The organism is Lysobacter soli (assembly GCF_003382285.1).
Taxonomy (GTDB): domain Bacteria; phylum Pseudomonadota; class Gammaproteobacteria; order Xanthomonadales; family Xanthomonadaceae; genus Lysobacter_J; species Lysobacter_J soli.
Window position 1 is genome coordinate 114450 of record NZ_QTJR01000007.1, and the last position, 20371, is coordinate 134820.

The following is a 20371-nucleotide window of genomic DNA, read 5'->3' on the forward strand; positions in this document are numbered from 1 at the left end:
GCTTCGCGATCGACGCTCCGGGCTGGAGCCCGACGGCCCGAGCTTTGAGCTCGGCGTCCCGAGCTTTGAGCTCGACGCTCCGGGCTTTGAGCTCGGCGTCCCGAGCTTTGAGCTCGACGCTCCGAGGTTGGAGCTCAGCGTCCCGGGCTTCGAGCTCCGCATCCCGAGCTTGGAACTCGGCATTCCGGGCTTTGAGCTCGACGCTCCGAGCTTTGAGCTCCGCGTCCCGAGCTTCGAACTCGACGTTCCGGGCTTTGAGCTCGACCCTCCGAGCTCCAATCTCGACGCTCCGAGCTTTGAGCCCGACGTTTCGGACTCAGAGCTCGGCGTGCCGAGCTTCAAGTCCCGGGCGCCGGGCCCCGAATCCCAATTCAGTGATACCCCGCGTCCGCCGCGACCTTCCCCTTGAACACGCTGTAGGACCAGTACGTGTAGCCCAGGATCGCGGGCAGCAGCACGATCAGGCCCACCAGCACGAAGCCCTGCGACGACGGCGGCGAGGCGGCGTCCCAGATCGTCAGGCCGGGCGGCACGATGTTCGGCCAGATGCCGAGCACCAGCCCGGCGAAGCCCAGCGCGAAGAAGCACAGCGTCAGCACGAACGGCTTCGCATCGCGCCCGCGGCGCATCGCCGCGCGCCACAGCGCGAAGGCGTTGGCCAGCGCCAGCAGCGGCACCGGCGCCAGCCACCAGAAATTCCCGTCCTCGAACCAGCGCGCCATCACCCGCGAGTCCAGGAACGGCAGCCACGCGCTCACCAGCCCCATGAACGCGACGACCACCAGCACCAGTGGTCGCGTCAGGCCGCGTGCGATGTCCTGCATGCGGCCTTCGGTTTTCAGGATCAGCCACGTCGATCCCAACAGCGCGTAGCCGAACAGCACCGCGATGCCGGTCAGCATCGAGAACGGGCTGAACCAGCCGAACGCGCCGGCCATGTACTTGCCGTCCTGCAGCGGCATGCCTTCCACCAGCGCGCCGAGGATCACGCCCTGCGCGAACGCGCACACCATCGAACCCAGCGAGAACGCGAGCCCCCACGCGAACTTCGCGCGATTGGCCTTGAAGCGGAATTCGAACGCGACGCCACGGAACACCAGCGCGATGAGCATCAGCAGCACCGGCAAATAGAGCGCCGACAGCACCACGGCGTACGCCTTCGGGAACGCCGCGAGCAGGCCCGCGCCGCCGAGCACCAGCCAGGTTTCGTTGCCGTCCCAGATGGGCGCGGCGGTGTTCATCATGTGATCGAGCTGCGCTTCGGTTTCGGCGAACGGCGCGAGGATGCCGAGCCCCAGCACGAAACCGTCGAGCACGACGTACATCAGCACGCCGAAGCCGATCACGCCGAACCAGATCACGGGCAGCACGGTGGCCATGTCCATCACACGCCCTCCTCGAGATCCTCGCCTGCGGCGGACAGCGGACGCGCCGGCGTCTTGTCGCCGCCGCGCGTGTGCTGCGGCGGTTCGTGCGGTAGCGGTCCCTTCTTCACCAGGCGCGTGAGGTACCACATGCCCGAGCCGAACACGATCGAGTACACGACCATGTAGACGATCAGCGACGTCAGCACGGCCGCCGCCGCGAGCGTCGGGCTCACCGCGTCCGCCGTGCGCAGCAGGCCGTAGATCACGTACGGCTGGCGGCCGATCTCGGTGACGTACCAGCCGGCGAGCATGCAGACGAAGCCCGCGAGCGTCAGCAGGCGCCAGCCGCGCAGCGCCAGGCGCGATTCGTACAGGCGTCCGCGCCAGAACTGGTAGAGCGAATACAGCGTGAGGATCAGCATCAGCGTGCCGAGCCCGACCATGACGCGGAACGCATAGAACACCGGTTTCACCGGCGGACGCTCGCTGGCCGGCACGGATTTCAGCGGCGGGATCTCGCCGTTCCACGAATGCGTGAGGATGATGCTGCCCGCGCGCGGAATGGCGAACTCGAAATCGTTGCGTTCGGCGCGTTCGTTCGGCACCGCGAACACCACGAACGGCATCCCTTCGCCCTCGGGCTCGCTTTCCCAGTGGCCTTCGAGCGCGGCGACCTTCGTCGGCTGGTGTTCGAGCGCGTTCAGGCCGTGCAGGTCGCCGACGATCACCTGCGCCGGCACCGTGATCGCCGCGAACAACACGGCGGCCTTGAGCATCCGCTTGCCGGCATCGACATGCACGCCGCGCAGCAGGTACGACGCACCGACGCCGCCGATGACGAAGCACGTCGTGATGAACGCGGCGAGCACCATGTGCGCCAGCCGCACCGGGAACGACGGGTTGAAGATGATCGCGAACCAGTCGTCCGGGTGGAACACGCCGTCGACGATGCTGTAGCCCTGCGGCGTCTGCATCCAGCTATTGGCCGAGATGATCCAGAACGTGGAAATCAGCGTGCCCAGCGCGACCATCGAGGTGCTGAGGAAGTGCAGCTTCTCGCTCACGCGACCCCAGCCGAACAGCATCACGCCGAGGAACGTCGCTTCCAGGAAGAACGCCGTGAGCACTTCGTAGCTCAGCAGCGGCCCGAGGATGTTGCCTGCCTGTTCGCTCAGCGTCGCCCAGTTCGTGCCGAACTGGAAACTCATGACGATGCCCGACACCACGCCCATGCCGAAGGACACGGCGAAGATCTTGATCCAGAAGAAATACAGATCGCGCCAGAGCGTGTCGCGCGTGCGCAGCCAGCGCCATTCGACGAAGGCCAGCCAGCTCGCGAGGCCGATGGTGAAGGCCGGGAACAGGATGTGGAACGAAATGACGAATCCGAACTGGATGCGCGACAGCAGCAGCGGGTCCACGGCTCAGCTCCTCGGGTGGGGCCGGGCACGAAGTGTGTGCCGCCTCGCGCAGGCTGTCTTCGGCCAAATCGTCCCACCCATGACGCATGACCCGATCCGGCGAAGCGGCGGGCTGCTAGGCTGCGGGGGTTTTGTCCAACCGTGCCGGTACGACCTCATGCCATCGCGTCCCATCCGCCTTACTTCCCTTGCGCGCCTGACTTCCCTTGCCGCCGTCCTTTCGACCGGCGCCTTCCTGGCGAGCGCGGCCTGCGCGCAGACGCCGGTCACCTTGACCGAGGCCATGGCCGATCCCGACTGGATCGGTCCGCCGGTCGAACAGGCCTGGTGGGCCTGGGACGGCCAACGTGTTCAGTACCAACTCAAGCGTGAAGGGGCTGCGATCCGCGACACGTACCAGCAAGCCATTGCAGGCGGCAACGGCGCCGTGCTCGACGGTGCCGCGCGCGCCGACCTCGACGCGCCGCGCGCCGTGTACGACGCATCGCGCCAGCGCATGGCGTTCGTCCGCAACGGCGATGTCTTCGTGCGCGACCTGCGCACCGGCGCGCTGACGCAGGTCACGCGCACCAATGCCGATGAAGCCACGCCGCAGTGGAGCAGCGACGGCAACCTCGTCTTCCGCCAGGCCAACGACTGGTACCAGTGGCGCGCCGGTCGCGGCGTGAGCCAGGCCGCGGTGGTGAAGGCCGAAAAGGATCCCGCCGCGCCGCCGAAGGCCGACGATCTCCGCGAACGCCAGCTGGCGATGATCGCCACGCTGAAGAAGGACAAGGAACTGCGCGACGGCGCGCGCGACCAGAACGAAGCCTGGCGTCGCGCCGATCCCACGCGCGCACCCGCGCCGACGTACCTGGGCACCGACGTCGTCGTCGCCGACAGCGCGCTGTCGCCGGATGGCCGATGGCTGCTCGTCGTCACCACCGCCAAGGGAGCCGACGAGGGCCAGGCCGGCAAGATGCCGAAGTACGTGACCGAATCGGGTTACGAGGAATTCGAGGACGCGCGCACGCGCGTGGGCCGCAACGATCCGCTGCCGCATCGCCTGTGGCTGGTGGACGTCAATGCATCGAAGGCGACCGAACTGAAGTTCGATTCGCTGCCGGGCATCAAGGACGATCCGCTCGCCGCGATGCGCAAGGCCGCCAAGCAGGATCCGCTGAAGGGCGATCGTCCGGTCCGCATCGAGAGCGACGGCGATGGTTCGGGCCCTGCGATCCACTGGAGCGACGACTCGCGCAATGTCGCGATGCTCGTGCGCGCGGTCGACAACAAGGATCGCTGGATCGTGTCGCTCTCGCCCGCGAGCGGCGACGCGGCGAACACCAAGCTTGTCACGCGCGACCGCCTCACCGACAAGGCGTGGATCAACTGGGGCTTCAACGATTTCGGCTGGACCGGCGACGGCGCGCTGTGGTTCCTGTCCGAACGCAGCGGCTATTCGCACCTGTACGTGAACGACGGCGGCAAGTCGCGCCAGCTCACCAGCGGCAAGTGGGAGGTCTCGGCGCCGACGCTCTCGGCCGATGGCGCATCGTTCTTCTTCACCTGCAACCGCAAGTGGCCGGGCGATTACGAAGTCTGCGCCGTGCCGGTCGCCGGTGGCGACGTGCGCGAAGTGACCTCGCTCGACGGCGTCGAAGACTTCGCGCTTTCGCCGGACGGCAGCAAGGTGCTCGTGCGCCATTCGTCGAGCTACATGCCGCCGCAGCTGTCCGTGGTGAATGCCGCCGGCGGCAACGCGACGCAGCTGACCGACACGCGCAAGCCTGAATTCAAGGGCCGCCAGTGGATCCAGCCCGAGTACGTGCAGGTGCCGAGCAAGCATGGCGCGGGCGTGGTGTGGGGCAAGTTCTACGGTCCGAAGAACTACGAGCCGGGCCGCAAGTATCCGGTCGTGATGTTCGTGCATGGTGCCGGTTACCTGCAGAACGTGTCGGAGCGATATCCGAACTACTTCCGCGAGCAGATGTTCCACAACCTGCTCGTGCAGCAGGGTTACGTCGTGCTCGACCTGGATTACCGCGCATCCGAAGGCTACGGCCGCGACTGGCGCACGGCGATCTATCGCCAGATGGGCCATCCGGAACTGGAGGATTACCTGGACGGCCTGGACTGGCTGGTCGCCAACAAGCAGGGCGACAAGGACCGCGCCGGCATCTACGGCGGTTCGTACGGCGGCTTCATGACGTTCATGGCGCTGTTCCGCTCGCCGGGCACGTTCAAGGCCGGCGCGGCGCTGCGCCCGGTGGCCGACTGGTCGCAGTACAACCACGAATACACCAGCAACATCCTCAACACACCGGAACTCGATCCGGAGGCCTACCAGGTCTCCTCGCCGATCAACTTCGCCGACAAGCTGCAGGACAACCTGCTGATCGCCCACGGCATGATCGACGACAACGTGTTCTTCAAGGATTCGGTGATGCTGAGCCAGCGCCTGATCGAACTGCGCAAGGACAAGTGGGAAATCGCGCCGTACCCGCTGGAGCGCCACAGCTTCACGCGTTCGGACAGCTGGTACGACGAGTACCGCCGCATCTACGAGCTGTTCGAGCGGACGTTGAAGTAAGCGGCAGGGATGTCTCTAGCCCCTCTCCCGCCTGCGGGAGAGGGGTTGGGGTGAGGGCAAGCGAAGCGACAACACCGCCCTGCCCTCATCCGCCCTCCGGGCACCTTCTCCCGCAAGCGGGAGAAGGGATGACCGGCATGGAAGGATGGATGCCCGCTTTCGCGGGAATGACAGCAAGCAACCGGCAGACATCACCGGAATCCCGCCCGCATCACCGCGTCGCCGCAGCCTCCACCGCCGGCATCTTCGCCTCGCTCCAGCTCGAATCCGGATCGAAGCCCTTCATCGCCTTCGCGATCGCTTCGCCGCCCGGCCCGAGATCCTTCTCGAACACCTGTCCGTCCGGGCCGATCATGAAGCTCATCACGCCGGTATCGCCGTATTTCGCCGGCCATGCGACGAGCGCGAAGCCGCGCGTCATGCGTCCGTCGACGAGGTAGTTGCGCGCGCCGCCCGGCGCCGAGGCGCCCTGCGAGGTCAGGATGCGATAGCGGTAGCCGAGGTAATCGCCCTTCGGCAGGTCGTCGCCGAAGAGCGGGCCGAGCGGGCTCACGTCCGCGCTGCCGTCTTCGGGCCAGTAGAGCCCGTCGTGCTTTCCGTCGCTGCTGAGGATGTGCTGCGCGTATTCGAGCACCCCGTCGCCATCGTGGTCGTTCTCGGCGTAATCCAGCTGCGCGTCGCGGTAGGCCTGCACCGCCTGCAGCACGGCAAGCTCATTGCGACCGATGCGTCGCACGCGCATCTCCTCGCCGCCGGCCTTCGGATCGAAGCGCCAGCCGCTCTTGTCCTGTTTCAGCGGAATGGGCAGGGTCCAGCCACCGTCGCCCACGGCCAGCTTCGCCGTCGCGCCCTCGGCGAGGATGCGATGCGACTGCTTCCACATCGCGAGGAACGCGTCGACGTCCTCGCGATCGATGCCTTCCATCGGGATGTAGTCGCGCCACTGCGCACCGAGCACCTTCTGCAACGCGGCCTGGTCGTGTTTCTCGACCGCAGCGACGAACGCGTCGGCTGCGGCGTCCGCCGTGGGATAGGCGCTCTGCGCGAAGGCCGGCGAAACGCACAGCGCGACCAGCAAGGCCAGCAGCAAGGGGTTTGCAAGTTTCATCGAAGGACTCCTCCTCGAACCTGCGCGATCAACCGCGACGACGCGCGCCACCGCCGCCGTGCGACGGGCGCGACTGCCGCTGCACCTGGTGCCCGCCCGAGCGCTGCGATTGCGGCCGCTGCTGCATCTGCCGGCTCTGCTGCCCGCGTTCGAGCTGCTGGCGCGATTGCTGCGGGTGCCGCGCGCCCTCGAATGCGTTGTTGCGCGAGACCTCGTGCGTCTGCCGCTGCTGCGCGTGGTCCTGCAGGCGCGGCTGGTTCGCCTGCGAGCGTTGCATGTGCTGCGCCTGCGCACCGCGCGCCTCGTTGCGGGCATGGTCGCGCTGCTGGGCGTTGGCGTGCGTGGTGCGCGGGCCGGCATCGCGATGCGTGCCTGCCTGCGCGCGATCGCCGCGCTGCTGCGCGACCTCGCGCGCATGGTCGCGTGACACGTCGCGTTGCGATGCGTCGCGTGTGCGGGCCTGCGCGGTCTCGCGGGCGCGTTCGCGCGACGGATCGCGCTGCACACCGGCGCCGCCCTGCCCGGGACGCGAATCGAGCCCGCCGGGTCGATTCTGGATATCGCGTCCTGCTTCGCGCGCGCGCTCCTGCGCCTGGCGGTTGCTGGCCGCGGGTGCTTCGAAGCCGCGACGTTCCATCTCCTGCCGCGCGCGATCGCGATTGGCCTGGTGCGCCGCGTCGTTGCCGCGGAACTGCTGGCGCTGGTCGGCGCCGGGCAGTCGCTGCTGGCCGAACTGTTCGCGGCTGCGCGCATCGCGATACGGCACGTCGCCGCGGAAATTCGCGTCGTGCCGCCACGTGCTGCGGCTCGCGTCGATCTGCCGGTTGACGTTGATGTTGTTGTAGCGGTTCACGTCGATGTCGACGTCGCCGCCGTGCCAGTCCCAGTCGCCCCACAGCGCATCGGCGACGGCGACGCCGGTGCCGAACGCGAGGCCGGCCGCGAGCACGCTGCCCGGATACCACGCCGGCGCCGGCGGGTAGTACGCGGGCGGATACGACGGATACGGCCACGACCCGTACACGGTGGTCGGGTTGTAGCTGGGCACGTAGACGACTTCGGGATTGGCCGGCTCGATCTGGATGATCTGCGTCGGCGGGGGCGGAGGTGGCGCCTGGCCTTCGACCACGACCGGCGCCGGTGCGGATGGTGCCGCCACGACCGTGACCTTCTGCTGTTCCGAACTCTGCAGATTGCCGGCGGCCTGCGCGGCGCGACGCAGCCGCTGCACGGCGTCCATCACGTCGCCCGGCTGCGCGAGGAACGCATCGCCCAGACGCTGCACCCAGCCCGGATCCTGCGAAAGCGTCGACATCACAGGCGGGAAGGCGACCAGCGACTGCACGCTCGGATCCCACGGCTGGTCCGCGACCAGCTTCACCGCGGCATCGCCCTTCGCGTCGGGATGCGCCTTCGACCACGCGACGGCGTCGGCGACGTTGCCGGGATACGTCGCCGCCATCAGCACCTGCGTCAGCAGCGAATCGGGATACAGCGCGATCGGCGCGACCATCTGGTCGAGCTCTTCCTGCGCGAACACACGCTGCGCCGGCGCTGCGGTCATCGCGGCCGGTGTCGTGGCGGCGGGCGCGGGAGCGGCGGGTGCCGGCGCAGTGGTGGCCGCGGGCGCGGCCTCGCGCTTGCACGAGGTCGCCGACAGCGCGGCGACGAGAACGGCGGACAGCACACACGGGCGGAGCATGCGCATCACACACCTCCCACACCTGAAGAGCGTCGATGGCCCCGGCGCAACGCCGGTCCTTCGACGGCCCCCTGAACGGGCGGCGGCTATCATGCGCGCCTGCCCCGCTATGTCCCTGTGAACATGAGCTCGCCTGCCCCGGCCTTCGACGACGTCCGCGCCTACCTCACCGACCTGCAGGACCGCATCTGCGCCGCGATCGAGCACGCAGACGGCGGCGCGCGCTTCCGCGAGGACGTGTGGCAGCGCCCGGAAGGCGGCGGGGGCCGCACGCGCATCCTTCGCGACGGCGCGGTGTTCGAACAGGCGGGCATCGGCTTTTCCGACGTCTCCGGCACGAAGCTGCCGCCCTCGGCCACCGCCGCGCGGCCGGAACTGGCCGGCGCGTCGTGGCGCGCGGTTGGTGTCTCGCTCGTGTTCCATCCACGCAATCCGCACCTACCGACCACGCACGCGAACGTGCGCCATTTCCGCGCCGTGCGGGACGGCGAGACGGTGGCGTGGTGGTTCGGTGGCGGCTTCGATCTCACGCCGTTCTATCCCGTGGACGAGGACGTGCTGCACTGGCACCACACCGCGCGCGAACTGTGCGAACCCTTCGGCGGCCAGGCGCGCTACGAGAAGCACAAGCACTGGTGCGACGAGTATTTCTTCCTGAAGCACCGCAACGAAACGCGCGGCGTCGGCGGCCTGTTCTTCGACGACCTGCATGAGGATGCCCATGCCGACTTCGCCTACCTGCGCGCCGTGGGCGACGGTTTCCTCGATGCGTACCTGCCCATCGTCGAGCGCCGCAAGGACACGCCGCACGGCGAACGCGAGCGCCAGTTCCAGCTGTATCGCCGTGGCCGCTACGTCGAGTTCAACCTGGTCTTCGATCGCGGCACGCTGTTCGGCCTGCAATCGGGCGGACGCACCGAATCGATCCTCATGAGCCTGCCGCCGCTGGTGCGATGGGAATACGGTTTCGAGCCCGAAGACGGCAGCCCCGAGGCGCGCCTGGCCGATTACCTGCGCCCGCGCGACTGGCTCGCCGAGCTGGGCTGATCGCGCAGGTCAGACGTCCTCGTCGCCATTGCCCGGGGGCTCGCGCAACAGGATGGTGATGCGACCGTCGGTTTCCAGCAGCGCGAGGTGGATGCGGTCCACGTCGTTGCAGCCGGCCTCGCGCATGGCCTTGGAAAAGTCGTAGCGGCTGACCAGCTCGCGACGCAGCACGTCGCGATAGACGTTCCCGTTGTGCGCGAGCACGACCGGCACCCCTTCGAGCAGGCGCTCCATCTTGCGGCTGCGAGAAGTGAGCAGGCCCACCGACCAGTTCAGCACGATGAGCGTGGCCGCGAGCAGCAGCCCGCCCGTCATCGAGGTGTCCTTGCCGAGCAGCGCGTTCTGCACCGCATTGCCGAGCAGCACGATCAGCAGCATGTCGAACGCGGTGAACTGCCCCATCGTCCGCTTGCCCGAGATCCGGATCATCCCCAGCAGCACGACGTACACCGCCACCGCGCGCAGGATGAACTCCCACCACGGCATCGACATCTCGAACATGGCCGCCTCCGCTTCCGCGATGCGGGAACGCTAGCGGTAATTCGAGGGGAGGAAAACTCGCGCCGCCACGTCGGGCGAGCGGATGGCGTGACGGCCTGGGTCCCGGCTTTCGCCGGGATGACGGAAGTGAATGGCTGACGGCCACTGCGTCCTGACCGGAGCGGGGAGCTCCCCTTAGTAAGGGGAGCGCGGCGGCAGCCGCAGGGGATTGGAAGGCGCGAGCGTGGGGCCCGAGTTTTCGCGCAGCGAAAATTTGGGTTTTATTTTCCGCGGCGCGGAAAATAAAAAGCCCCGCAGGCAGGGGGGGCCGGCGGGGCTGGGGAGCGGGACCTGGGGAGGGGCCTTCGCTCCGGGATCACTCCAGGGGAGGGAGAGATCGGCGACAGGCGTTGCACCTGTCGCGACCTATATGACCATTCCGTACATGGATGGTTCGTGAAGATCCGGGTTAACAATTCGTTGGATTCAGGAGGCATTCACCGAATTGGAAACGTTTTTCCCCGCGTTCCGCGCGAAATCCGCCTCCCGGCGGTCGTGGCACGAAAACTGCCGGATCCGGCTTCCGACGAACGGTCAGTGGGCCTCGTCCCAGTTCGCGCCGATACCGCTGTCGACCAGCAGCGGAACCCGCAATCCGGCCACCCGGGACATGCGGTCGCGCGCCTCGTTCACCAGGGTGTCGACGAAACCGGTCTCGACCTCGAACACCAGTTCGTCGTGCACCTGCAGCACCATCAGCGCGCGGTCGCGGTGATCGGCCAGCCAGCCATCGATGGAGATCATCGCCAGCTTGATGATATCCGCGGCGGTGCCCTGCATCGGCGCGTTGATCGCCGCTCGCTCCGCGCCCGCGCGCAGGCCCTGGTTCCGCGCGTGGATGTTGTCCAGGTACAGGCGGCGGCCGAATACGGTTTCCACGTACCCCTGCTCGCGCGCCTGCTGGCGCGTGCGCTCCATGAAATCGCGCACGCCCGGATACCGGCTGAAATACAGCGCGATGTAATCCTGCGCCTCGCCGCGCGAGATGTTCAGCTGCCGCGCCAGGCCGAAGGCGCCCATGCCGTACATCAGGCCGAAGTTGATGGCCTTCGCGGCGCGGCGCTCGTTGTTGCTGACCTCGTCGAACGGCTTGCCGAAGACTTCGGCCGCCGTCGCGCGGTGGATGTCGGCGCCGGATTCGAACGCACGCAGCAGGCTCGGATCCTCCGACAGGTGCGCCATGATCCGCAGCTCGATCTGCGAGTAGTCGCACGCGACGATGCAGCGCCCTTCCGGCGCGACGAACGCCTGCCGGATGCGGCGGCCGTCGTCGGTGCGGATCGGGATGTTCTGCAGGTTCGGATCGCTCGACGCGAGCCGTCCCGTCGCCGCGCCGGCCTGGTGGTAGCTGGTGTGCACGCGGCCGGTGTCGCGGTTCACCATCTCCGGCAACTTGTCGGTGTACGTGCTCCGCAGCTTCGACAAGCCGCGGTATTCCAGGATCACCCGCGGCAATTCGTGCTGGTCGGCGATCGCTTCCAGCGCTTCCTCATTTGTCGACGGCGCACCGGACGGCGTCTTCACCAGCGCCGGCAGTTTCAGTTCGTCGAACAGCAATTGCCCGAGCTGCTTGGGCGAATCCAGGTTGAAGGTGCGACCAGCCAGCTCCGTCGCCTTCTGCTGCGCGGCGAGCATGCGCTTGCCGAGGTCGGCCGATTGCCGGCGCAGTTCGTCGGCATCGACCATCACGCCGTTGGCTTCGACGCGTTCGAGCACCTGCACCAGCGGCATTTCGATCTCGTGGTACACGTGCGCCAGGCCCGGCACCGCTTCGACCTTCGGCGAAAGCACGCGATGCAGGCGCAGCGTGACGTCGGCGTCCTCGGCGGCGTAACGCATCGCGTCCTCGATGGACACCTGCGAGAACGGAATCGACTTCGCGCCCTTTCCGGCGACGTCCTCGTAGCGCACCGTGTCGTAGCCGAGATAGCGCTTGGCCAGCGAATCCATGTCGTGGCGCGTCGCCGTCGCGTTGTAGACGAAGCTCTGCAGCATCGTGTCGTCGGCGTAATTGCGAACTTCGATGCCGTTTCGACGCAGCACGTGCAGGTCGTACTTGCCGTGCTGGCCCATCTTCTTGCGCGTGGGATCCTCGAACAGCGTGCGCAGCGCCGCCAGCGCCTCGGTGCGGTCGAGCTGCTTCGGCGCCCCCGGATAATCGTGGCCGAGCGGCAGGTATGCGCCGCGGCCCGGTTCCGCCGCCAGACTCAGGCCGATGAGGTTGGCCTGCATCGGATCGAGCGAGTCGGTTTCGGTGTCGAACGCGAACTCCTCCGAATCGCGCAGTCGCGTAAGCAGGTCGTCGAACTGCTCCGGCGTCAGGATCGCTTCGTAATCGCCCTTCGCCGACAGCGACGGATCGACCGCTTCCGCCGGCGCGCCGGAACGCGCGTGGCCGGCGGCCGTGTTGCGAAGGCCCGTCGGGCTGTTCGCGTGATCCTCGACCACCGCGCCCGGGCCTTCGAGCTCGCGCAGCGCCTGCTTGAAGCCGTAGCGCGCGTACAGTTCGCGCAATTTATCGACATGGCGATCGCGAAGAGCGAGATCAGTCGGGCCGCGATCGAGATCGACGTCGGTGCGGATCGTCGTCAACATGCGGTTGAGCGGCAGGCGCGGCAGCGCGGCGCGGAGGTTCTCGCCGATCTTGCCCTTGATCGACTCCGCATGCGCGATGACGTTGTCGAGCGTGCCGTATTCGCCGAGCCATTTCGCCGCGGTCTTCGGACCGCACTTCTCGACGCCGGGGATGTTGTCGACGCTGTCGCCCATGAGCGCGAGCAGGTCGATGATCTGGTCCGGCCGCACGCCGAACTTGTCGATCACGCCGGCTTCCGAATCGAGCCGGCTGCCGCTCATCGTGTTGACCAGCGCGATGCCGGGACGCACGAGTTGCGCGAAGTCCTTGTCGCTGGTGGAAATGGTGACGTCGATGCCCTGCTCGGCCGCGCGCACGGCAAGCGTGCCGATGACGTCGTCGGCTTCGACGCCTTCGATGCGCAGGATCGTCATGCCGAGCGCGTTGACGATGTCGCACATCGGCTGCACCTGCGCGCGCAGTTCGTCGGGCATCGCGGCGCGGTTGGCCTTGTACTCGGGGTACAGGTCGTCGCGGAAGGTCTTGCCCGGCGCGTCGACGACGAAGGCCACGTACGCGGGTTGCTCCTTCAGCGTCGCGCGCAGCATGTTGACCACGCCGAACAAGGCGCCGGTGGGTTCGCCGGCGTCGTTGGTGAGCGGCGGGAGCGCGTGGAAGGCGCGATAGAGATAGCTGGAGCCGTCGATGAGGACGAGGCGGGGCGTGTCGGTCATGGCCGGAATTCTACGCTGCACGGCTCTGGCGACCGTGCAGGCCGGCCCATCACCCCTCGCAGCGGCCCCGGCGCGTATCCTTGCGGGCATCGCCATCCGCATCCCGCCGACCGGCAAGGAGTCCGCCATGCGCCACGCTCTGCTCGCCCTGCTGCTCCCGTTGACCCTGATCGGCTGCGCGACGATGGGCAACGACGATCCGACGGTCGGGCTCCAGGATCCCGAAGTGCGCTCGCGCACCGTCAGCGGCGGCGACACCATCGACGAGTACTACGTCGCCGGCCAGCTGCGCGTGGTGCGCATCACGCCCGCGCGTGGTCCGGTGTACTACCTCGTCGACAACAACGCCGACGGCATCCTCGACAGCAGCAAGGGCGAAGGTCCGATCTCGCCGGTGCAGTACAAGTTGCTGAGCTGGTAATCCGCGCCGCAAAGCCGCCGCACGATCCGGATATCGGGCGTGCGGCGCGCCGTACAGACTCCATCGCGTGACGTCCCACGGGAGAACGCGATGACGCTCCAGACACTTTCCTTCGACATCGAACGCGACCCGCGCTGGCTCGCGCTGTGCGCACGCGATCGCGCCGCCGATGGGCGCTTCATCTACTCGGTGAAAACCACCGGCGTGTACTGCCGGCCCTCGTGCGCCGCGCGCCGGCCGCTGCCGCGCAACGTGGACTTCCACGCAACGCCGGACGACGCCGAACGCGCCGGTTTCCGCGCATGCCGGCGTTGCCATCCGCGCCGCGATAACGTGCGCCAGACCATCCGCTTCGCCATCGGCGACAGCTCGCTCGGGCTTGTGCTGGTCGCGCAGGGCGATGCGGGACTGCGGGCGGTGCTGTTCGGCGATGACGCCGACGTCCTGGTGCGCGATCTGCAATCGCGGCTGCCCGGCGCCGCGCTCGCGGTGGACACGGGGGGCGTGCAAGCGGTGCTGGAAGCGGTCGTCGACTGCATCGAGGCGCCACACCTCGGGTTCGGCGTACCCGTCGACCTGCAGGGCACGCCGTTCCAGGTGAAGGTCTGGCAGGCGCTGCGCCGCATTCCGGAGGGCTCGACCGTGAGCTACGGCGAACTGGCGCGGCGCCTCGGGATGCCGGATTCGGCGCGGGCCGTCGCGGCCGCATGCGCGGCGAACCCGCTGGCCGTGGTCGTGCCGTGCCATCGCGTGGTGGCAGCCGACGGCGGCCTCTCCGGCTACCGCTGGGGCGTCGCACGCAAGCGGGCGCTGCTGCAGCGCGAGGCGCACGCATGAGCGCCGCCGTCGCCCTGCGCCGCGACGCGAAGGCGCTCGCCCAGCGCATCGCGTGGCAGGACTGGGAACGCGTCGCCGCGGCGCTCGACGCCTGCGGCCACGCGATCCTGCCGGGCCTGCTCGACCAAACCGAATGCCGCGCGATCGCCGCGCTCTACGACCGGCCGGACGGATTCCGCAGCCGTGTCGTGATGGCGCGCCACGGCTTCGGCAGCGGCGAGTACCGCTACTTCGCCTATCCGTTGCCCGAGACCGTCGCGATGCTGCGCACGGCGGTGTATCCCCACCTGTCGCCGGTGGCGAACCGCTGGAACGCGGCGATGGGGATCGACGTGCGCTATCCCGAGGCTCACGTCGATTTCCTGCAACGCTGCCATGACGCCGGACAGGTGCGGCCGACGCCGCTGCTGTTGCGCTACGACGCCGGCGACTACAACTGCCTGCATCAGGATCTCTACGGCGAACACGTCTTCCCGCTTCAGATGGCGGTGCTGTTGTCGGAGCCGGATGACGACTTCGAGGGCGGCGAGTTCGTGCTCACCGAGCAGCGACCGCGCATGCAGTCGCGCGCCGATGTGGTGCCGCTGCGACGTGGCGATGCGGTCGTGTTCGCCGTGCATCACCGGCCCGTGAAAGGAACGCGCGGCACGTACCGCGTGAACCTCCGGCACGGCGTCAGTCGCGTGCGTTCAGGTCGACGTCACACTTTGGGCATCGTGTTTCACGACGCGCTGTAAGCCTGCGCCATAGTCTGCGCGTCGATCGATGTCCGCGGGCTCAAGTTTCCTCGCGCGACGCCGTTAACGGGTCGCCGCACCGTCTGTATGCGGCGCAACGGAGGAAACACCGGAGTGTCCGGGAAAGAACGACGCACGCCCAAGCCGACGCCCGACGCCGCCGCGCTGCGCGCCGGCCTCACGCCCGAGCAGACGCGCACGCTGGAACAGCTGGAGCATTTCCAGTGGACGCTGGAGTTCGTCCGCCGACCGCTCTTCCAGGACCCGATGCCGGTGCTGTTCGACCGCGACCGCAAGCGCTGCGTGGCGCTGCTGCCCGATGGCTCGCTCGACGAGACGGTGAAGTTGAGGAAGTGAGGCGGGCGCGCGCCCGTTCTACCAGCTTTCTTTCCGCTGTCATCCCGGCGAAAGCCGGGACCCAGGCTGGAAGCTCATCCGCAGGCCCCACATCGCACATCTGACGCGCTATCAGCCTGGGTCCCGGCTTTCGCCGGGATGACGGCTTAATGAGGGGCTATCTCGACGAACTGCGACGCGCGAACCGCTGCACGTCCTCAGATCTTATTCCTCACGCCGGCTGCAGATTCGCATACGCCAGCACCAGCCACTTGCTGCCGGCATCGTCGAAGTTCACCTGCACGCGCGCGTGCGCGCCGCTGCCTTCGTAATCGGTCACGGTTCCCATGCCGAACGAGGGATGCTTCACCTGCGAGCCCAAGCGCACCGCCGGCTGCTCCAGCGGCGCGTGGCCGCGACTGGCGCCCAGCACGCCGCGTTGCACGCCGCCGCTGTACGGGCGCGAGACCTGCACCTTCGGGCGCACTTCGTTGAGCAGCGGTGCCGGGATCTCGCGCAGGAAACGCGACGGCACGCCGTACATGTCGGCGCCGTGGATGCGGCGCGATTCGGCGTAGCTGAGCACGAGTTTCTGCCGCGCGCGCGTGATGCCGACGTACGCGAGGCGCCGCTCCTCTTCGAGGCGACCGGACTCTTCCGTGGAGCGGCCGCTCGGGAACACGCCCTCTTCCATGCCGGCCAGGAACACCAGCGGGAATTCCAGCCCCTTCGCGCTGTGCAGCGTCATCAGCTGCACGCCTTCCTCGCCGGCCTGGGCCTGGCCTTCGCCGGCTTCCAGCGCGGCGTAGCTGAGGAAGGCCACCAGTTCCGGCATCGCCGCCGCGTCCTCGTCGTCGGTGCGCGTGAAGCGCGAGGCTACCGACACCAGTTCGTCCAGGTTGTCCACGCGCGAATCCAGCTGGCCACGCGATTCGTTGAAGTAATGCTCGCGAAGACCCGAGCGGATCAACACGTGGTCGATCTTCTCCGGCAGCGTCATCGACGCCAGTTCGTTGTCGAGGTCGTCGATCATCGCGAGGAAGCCCGCGACCGCATTGCGCGCGCGAGCCGCCAGGCCGTTCTCGCCGACGATCCGACGCGACGCCTCCCACAGCGAAACGCCATCGGCCCGCGCGCGGCGTCGCACTTCGTCCAGCGTGCGCTCGCCGATGCCACGCGTCGGCGTGTTCACGGCGCGCTCGAACGCCGCGTCGTCCAGGCGCGAGGCAATCAGGCGCAGGTAGGCCAGCGTGTCCTTGATTTCGGCGCGCTCGAAGAAGCGCAAGCCGCCGTAGACACGGTACGGCACCTGTTCGGACAGCAGCGATTCTTCGAACGCGCGCGACTGCGCGTTGCTGCGGTAGAGGATGGCGACCTCGCCGTAGCTGCCGCCGTCGCGCACCCACTGGCGCAGGCGTTCGACGACGAAGCGCGCCTCGTCCATCTCGTTGTACGCGGCGTACAGGTCGATCGGCTCGCCCGTGCCGCTGTCAGTCCAGAGGTTCTTGCCCAGGCGATCCGGGTTGTGCGCGATGACCGCGTTCGCCGCTTCCAGGATGTTCGCGCTGGAGCGGTAGTTCTGCTCCAGGCGGATCGTGTGCGTGCCGGAAAAATCCTTCAGGAACCGCTGCATGTTCTCGACCTTCGCGCCGCGCCAGCCGTAGATCGACTGGTCGTCGTCGCCGACGACGAACACGTGCCCGGTGTCGCCCGCGAGCACGCGCACGAAGGCGTACTGGATCGCGTTGGTGTCCTGGAACTCGTCGACGAGGATCTCGCGGAAGCGATGCCGGTAATGCGCCAGCAGCGCCGGGTTGTCGCGCAGCAGCTCGTGCGCGCGCAGCAGCAGTTCGGCGAAATCGACCAGGCCCGCGCGTTCGCAGCGCTCCTGGTAGGCCTCGTAGCATTTGTGCATGACGTCGGCCCACGGATCGCCGGACGTCGGTTGCAGGTTGTGCGGGCGGCGGCCTTCGTCCTTCTGCGCGTTGATCCACCACACGATCTGCCGCGGCGGGAAGCGCGTTTCATCGAATTCCAGCGCCTGCACGACGCGCTTGACCAGGCGCAGCTGGTCGTCCGAATCGAGCACCTGGAAGCCTTCGGGCAATTTCGCTTCCTGCCAGTGCAGGCGCAGCAGGCGATGCGCGAGTCCGTGGAAGGTGCCGATCCACATGCCGCGCGCGCCGTGGCGCAGCTGGCCGTCGACGCGGTGGCGCATCTCGCCGGCGGCCTTGTTGGTGAAGGTCACCGCGAGGATGCCGTGGGTCGGCACGCCGTGGACTTCGTTCATCCAGGCGATGCGGTGAGTGAGCACGCGGGTCTTGCCGGAACCGGCGCCGGCGAGGACGAGGTAATGACCGGGCGGGGCGCTGACGGCCTCGCGCTGCGCTGGATTCAGCGCGTCGAGCAGGTGGGAGACATCCATGCGGGTATTGTAGCGGCGGCGGTCTCATCGCCCGCGTCGCGGGCCATCGCGGAGGGAGCTGAATGCGTCCGACGTCGAAAACGCTGCGGATCGCGGCCGGGCTGATCTTCGCCACCGCCTCGGCCGGCAGCGCCGCGCAGGCGGCTTCCGATGCCGCCCGCGACGCCGAACGCACCCTGCGTGCCGGCGACAGCGCGCTGCAGGTCAGCGTCATCGGCGTGGACGACGCACGCCGCCGCGCGCAGTTGCAGGACTGGCTGGCCGAAGTCGCGCAGGCGCAGCTGACCGCGTTCGGGCGCTATCCGCTCCACAGCGCGCGCGTGCGCATCGAGCAGGTCGCGCGCGAAGCCGCCCGCGACGACGAAAGCCCGGTGCCGTGGGGCCAGACGCTGCGGCGCGGCGATACGGCGGTGCTGCTGTTCGTGCGCGACGACGCGACGCCGGCGGAACTTCGTGCCGACTGGACGGCGATCCACGAGCTCTCGCACCTGTTCCATCCGTACATGGGGCGCGACGGCCGCTGGCTGTCGGAAGGACTCGCGAGCTACTACCAGAACGTGCTGCGCGCCCGCGCCGGGCTGCTCACGCCGGAGCGCGCGTGGGAGTTGCTCGACGCCGGCTTCGGTCGCGGCCGCCGCGAATCCAGCGGTGCGCCGCTGGTCGAACTCAGCCGCACGCACGAAGGCACGATGCGCGTGTACTGGGCTGGCGCGGCGTTCTGGCTGCAGGCCGACGTCGCGCTGCGACGCGACCACGCAACCAGCCTGGATGCCGTCCTGTCGAAATACTCGGACTGCTGCCTCAGCGGCACCGGCGAGACGGCGCCTGCGAAGTTCATCGCCGAACTCGACCGGCTCTCCGGCACGAAGGTGTTCTCGTCGAACTACGCGCGACTGGTCCAGTCGCGCGCCTTTCCCCCGCTGGATGCGGTGTATCGCGAGCTTGGCATCATGCGGCGCGGCGATGCGCTGGCGTTCGATGAAGGTGCGGAGAGCGCCGCATTGCGCCGCTCGATCATGCGCGGCGCAGCGGAACCCGCGCCCGCGCGTTAGTGCGCGTGCGCGTCCTTGTGAGCCGCGTTCGACGCGGCGGACATCAGACGGTCGGTGTAGGCGATGCCGATGGCCGAGAGGATGAACACGCAGTGGATGATCGTCTGCCACATGACGCCGTCGGACGTCATCTGCGTGCATTGCGTGCTGGTGATCGCCAGCTGTGCCTTCATCTCCGCCAACTGTTCAGCGGTACAGAACGGCAGCCCCTTGAGCGCGCCGGCGGCGATGAACGTCTTGAGCAGGTGGATCGACGAGATGCCGATGATCGCCATCGCCAGCTTCACCTTCAGCACGCTCGCGTTGACGTGGCTCAGCCATTCCGGCTGGTCCGGATGGCCCTGCAGGTTCAGGCGCGACACGAAGGTCTCGTAGCCACCGACGATCACCATCACCAGCAGGTTGGAGATCATCACCACGTCGATCAGGCCGAGCACGATCAGCATGATTTCCTGCTCGCCCAGGGAAGGCGCGCGGTGGATCAGGTGCCACAGCTCCTTGCCGAACAGGAATACGTACACGCCCTGAGCGACGATCAGCCCCAGGTACAGCGGCAGCTGCAACCAACGCGAGGAGAAGATCAGGGCGGGAAGCGGGTTCATCGGGGCGGGACGCGGATCGGACATGCGGCGGCGCTCGGTTCGGGATCGGGGGGCCGGCTAGGGTACCGGCCGGCCATGACAGCCGCCAATGCGCGTCTGAAGGACGTTGGAATTCAGCATTGCGTCCGGCCGGACCGGGCACACCGCCCCTGCCCTTACACTGGACGGCCCCCAGCCCGCCGGAGTTCCGCCCCCATGATCGACCTGCATTACTGGCCCACCCCCAACGGCCACAAGATCACGATCTTCCTCGAGGAAGCCGGGCTGGACTACACGATCCACCCCGTCGACATCGGCGCCGGCGACCAGTTCAAGGCGGAGTTCCTCAAGATCTCCCCGAACAACAAGATGCCGGCCATCGTCGATCGCGATCCCGGCGACGAGGGCATGCACATCAGCGTGTTCGAGTCCGGCGCGATCCTCGCCTACCTCGCCAACAAGACCGGCCGTTTCGTCCCGCAGGACCTGCGCGGGCGCACGCTGGTGAGCCAGTGGCTGCACTGGCAGATCGGCGGCCTGGGCCCGATGACCGGCCAGTACGGCCACTTCCACGTCTATGCGCCGGAAGACATCGCCTACGCGAAGGACCGCTACAAGCGCGAAGTGCTGCGGCTGCTGGGCGTGCTCGACCGCCAGCTGGAAGGCCGCGAGTTCATCGCCGGCGACTACTCCATCGCCGACATGGCCGCGCACCCGTGGATCAATCCCTACACGAAGGCGCCGCTGGACCTGACCGAATTCGCCAACGTCCGCCGATGGCATGAAGCCGTCGCCCAGCGCCCCGCCGTGCAGCGCGCCTACGCGCTGGCCGAGCGCTACGGAGCCAAGCGCGAGATGACGCCGGAAATGCACAAGATCCTCTTCGGAACGCCCGCCAACTCCAACGCATGAAGAA

General features: G+C 67.9%; 16 protein-coding genes. 8 read left to right on the top strand and 8 right to left on the bottom strand.

The annotated features are described in order from the left end of the window. Nucleotides 1-371: 371 nt before the first annotated feature. Nucleotides 372-1385, bottom strand: coding sequence for a cytochrome d ubiquinol oxidase subunit II (gene cydB / locus DX912_RS11735; RefSeq protein ID WP_115842703.1), 1014 nt, complete (start codon nt 1383-1385; stop codon nt 372-374). Next, a complete protein-coding gene (locus DX912_RS11740) occupies nt 1385-2788 on the bottom strand; it encodes a cytochrome ubiquinol oxidase subunit I (RefSeq protein ID WP_115842704.1) in 1404 nt (467 codons plus the stop codon). Before DX912_RS11740 ends, cydB begins: the two co-directional genes overlap by 1 nt. A 157-nt stretch (nt 2789-2945) precedes the next feature. On the opposite strand from DX912_RS11740, the gene DX912_RS11745 reads away from it, so the two are divergent. Beyond that, the gene (locus DX912_RS11745; protein WP_115842705.1) at nt 2946-5360 is read left to right on the top strand and encodes a S9 family peptidase; all 2415 of its coding nucleotides are present in this window, start codon (nt 2946-2948) and stop codon (nt 5358-5360) included. 211 nt (nt 5361-5571) lie between these two features. On the opposite strand, the gene DX912_RS11750 is transcribed toward DX912_RS11745, so the two are convergent. Next, nucleotides 5572-6468: a DUF2950 domain-containing protein gene (locus DX912_RS11750; RefSeq protein ID WP_115842706.1), complete on the bottom strand. Its 897-nt coding sequence runs from the start codon at nt 6466-6468 to the stop codon at nt 5572-5574. A 28-nt stretch (nt 6469-6496) separates the two neighbouring features. Continuing rightward, nucleotides 6497-8176, bottom strand: a complete 1680-nt coding sequence (locus DX912_RS11755) for a DUF3300 domain-containing protein (RefSeq protein ID WP_115842707.1) — start codon at nt 8174-8176, stop codon at nt 6497-6499. Nucleotides 8177-8293: 117 nt separating this feature from the next. On the opposite strand from DX912_RS11755, the gene hemF reads away from it, so the two are divergent. Beyond that, on the top strand, nt 8294-9217 hold the full coding sequence (hemF, locus tag DX912_RS11760; protein ID WP_115842708.1) for an oxygen-dependent coproporphyrinogen oxidase: 924 nt from the start codon (nt 8294-8296) through the stop codon (nt 9215-9217). A 9-nt stretch (nt 9218-9226) separates the two neighbouring features. Here hemF and DX912_RS11765 read toward each other — a convergent pair whose 3' ends face one another. Together DX912_RS11765 and polA are read right to left on the bottom strand one after the other, a co-directional pair. Further along, nucleotides 9227-9718: a DUF421 domain-containing protein gene (locus DX912_RS11765; protein ID WP_115842709.1), complete on the bottom strand. Its 492-nt coding sequence runs from the start codon at nt 9716-9718 to the stop codon at nt 9227-9229. Nucleotides 9719-10291: 573 nt separating this feature from the next. After that, a complete protein-coding gene (gene polA, locus DX912_RS11770) occupies nt 10292-13066 on the bottom strand; it encodes a DNA polymerase I (RefSeq protein WP_115842710.1) in 2775 nt (924 codons plus the stop codon). Between the two features lie 127 nt (nt 13067-13193). On the opposite strand from polA, the gene DX912_RS11775 reads away from it, so the two are divergent. The 4 genes from DX912_RS11775 to DX912_RS11790 all read left to right on the top strand — a co-directional run bounded on the left by DX912_RS11775 (nt 13194) and on the right by DX912_RS11790 (nt 15418). After that, entirely contained in the window at nt 13194-13487 is a 294-nt protein-coding gene (locus tag DX912_RS11775; protein WP_181902811.1) for a DUF2782 domain-containing protein, read from the top strand. 90 nt (nt 13488-13577) lie between these two features. Beyond that, nucleotides 13578-14324 (top strand): bifunctional transcriptional activator/DNA repair enzyme AdaA, encoded by a 747-nt coding sequence (locus DX912_RS11780; RefSeq protein ID WP_115842711.1) that lies wholly within the window; start codon nt 13578-13580, stop codon nt 14322-14324. Further along, nucleotides 14321-15061: a 2OG-Fe(II) oxygenase gene (locus tag DX912_RS11785; protein ID WP_115842712.1), complete on the top strand. Its 741-nt coding sequence runs from the start codon at nt 14321-14323 to the stop codon at nt 15059-15061. The genes DX912_RS11780 and DX912_RS11785 overlap by 4 nt, the downstream gene beginning before the upstream one ends. A gap of 114 nt (nt 15062-15175) precedes the next feature. Continuing rightward, nucleotides 15176-15418, top strand: a complete 243-nt coding sequence (locus DX912_RS11790) for a hypothetical protein (protein WP_115842713.1) — start codon at nt 15176-15178, stop codon at nt 15416-15418. 211 nt (nt 15419-15629) lie between these two features. Here the strand turns inward: DX912_RS11790 and uvrD are convergent, their stop codons facing one another. Further along, the gene (gene uvrD, locus DX912_RS11795; RefSeq protein ID WP_115842714.1) at nt 15630-17822 is read right to left on the bottom strand and encodes a DNA helicase II; all 2193 of its coding nucleotides are present in this window, start codon (nt 17820-17822) and stop codon (nt 15630-15632) included. A gap of 62 nt (nt 17823-17884) precedes the next feature. Here uvrD and DX912_RS11800 point away from each other — a divergent pair, with 62 nt between their 5' ends. Continuing rightward, the gene (locus tag DX912_RS11800; protein WP_115842715.1) at nt 17885-18874 is read left to right on the top strand and encodes a M61 family metallopeptidase; all 990 of its coding nucleotides are present in this window, start codon (nt 17885-17887) and stop codon (nt 18872-18874) included. Here DX912_RS11800 and DX912_RS11805 read toward each other — a convergent pair. Beyond that, on the bottom strand, nt 18871-19500 hold the full coding sequence (locus DX912_RS11805; protein ID WP_115842716.1) for a TIGR00645 family protein: 630 nt from the start codon (nt 19498-19500) through the stop codon (nt 18871-18873). The two genes, DX912_RS11800 and DX912_RS11805, sit on opposite strands and share 4 nt — an antisense overlap. A gap of 171 nt (nt 19501-19671) precedes the next feature. On the opposite strand from DX912_RS11805, the gene DX912_RS11810 reads away from it, so the two are divergent. Continuing rightward, nucleotides 19672-20367 carry a glutathione S-transferase N-terminal domain-containing protein gene (locus DX912_RS11810; RefSeq protein ID WP_115842717.1) on the top strand — a complete coding sequence of 232 codons (696 nt, stop codon included), beginning with the start codon at nt 19672-19674 and terminating at the stop codon, nt 20365-20367. Nucleotides 20368-20371 lie beyond the last annotated feature (4 nt).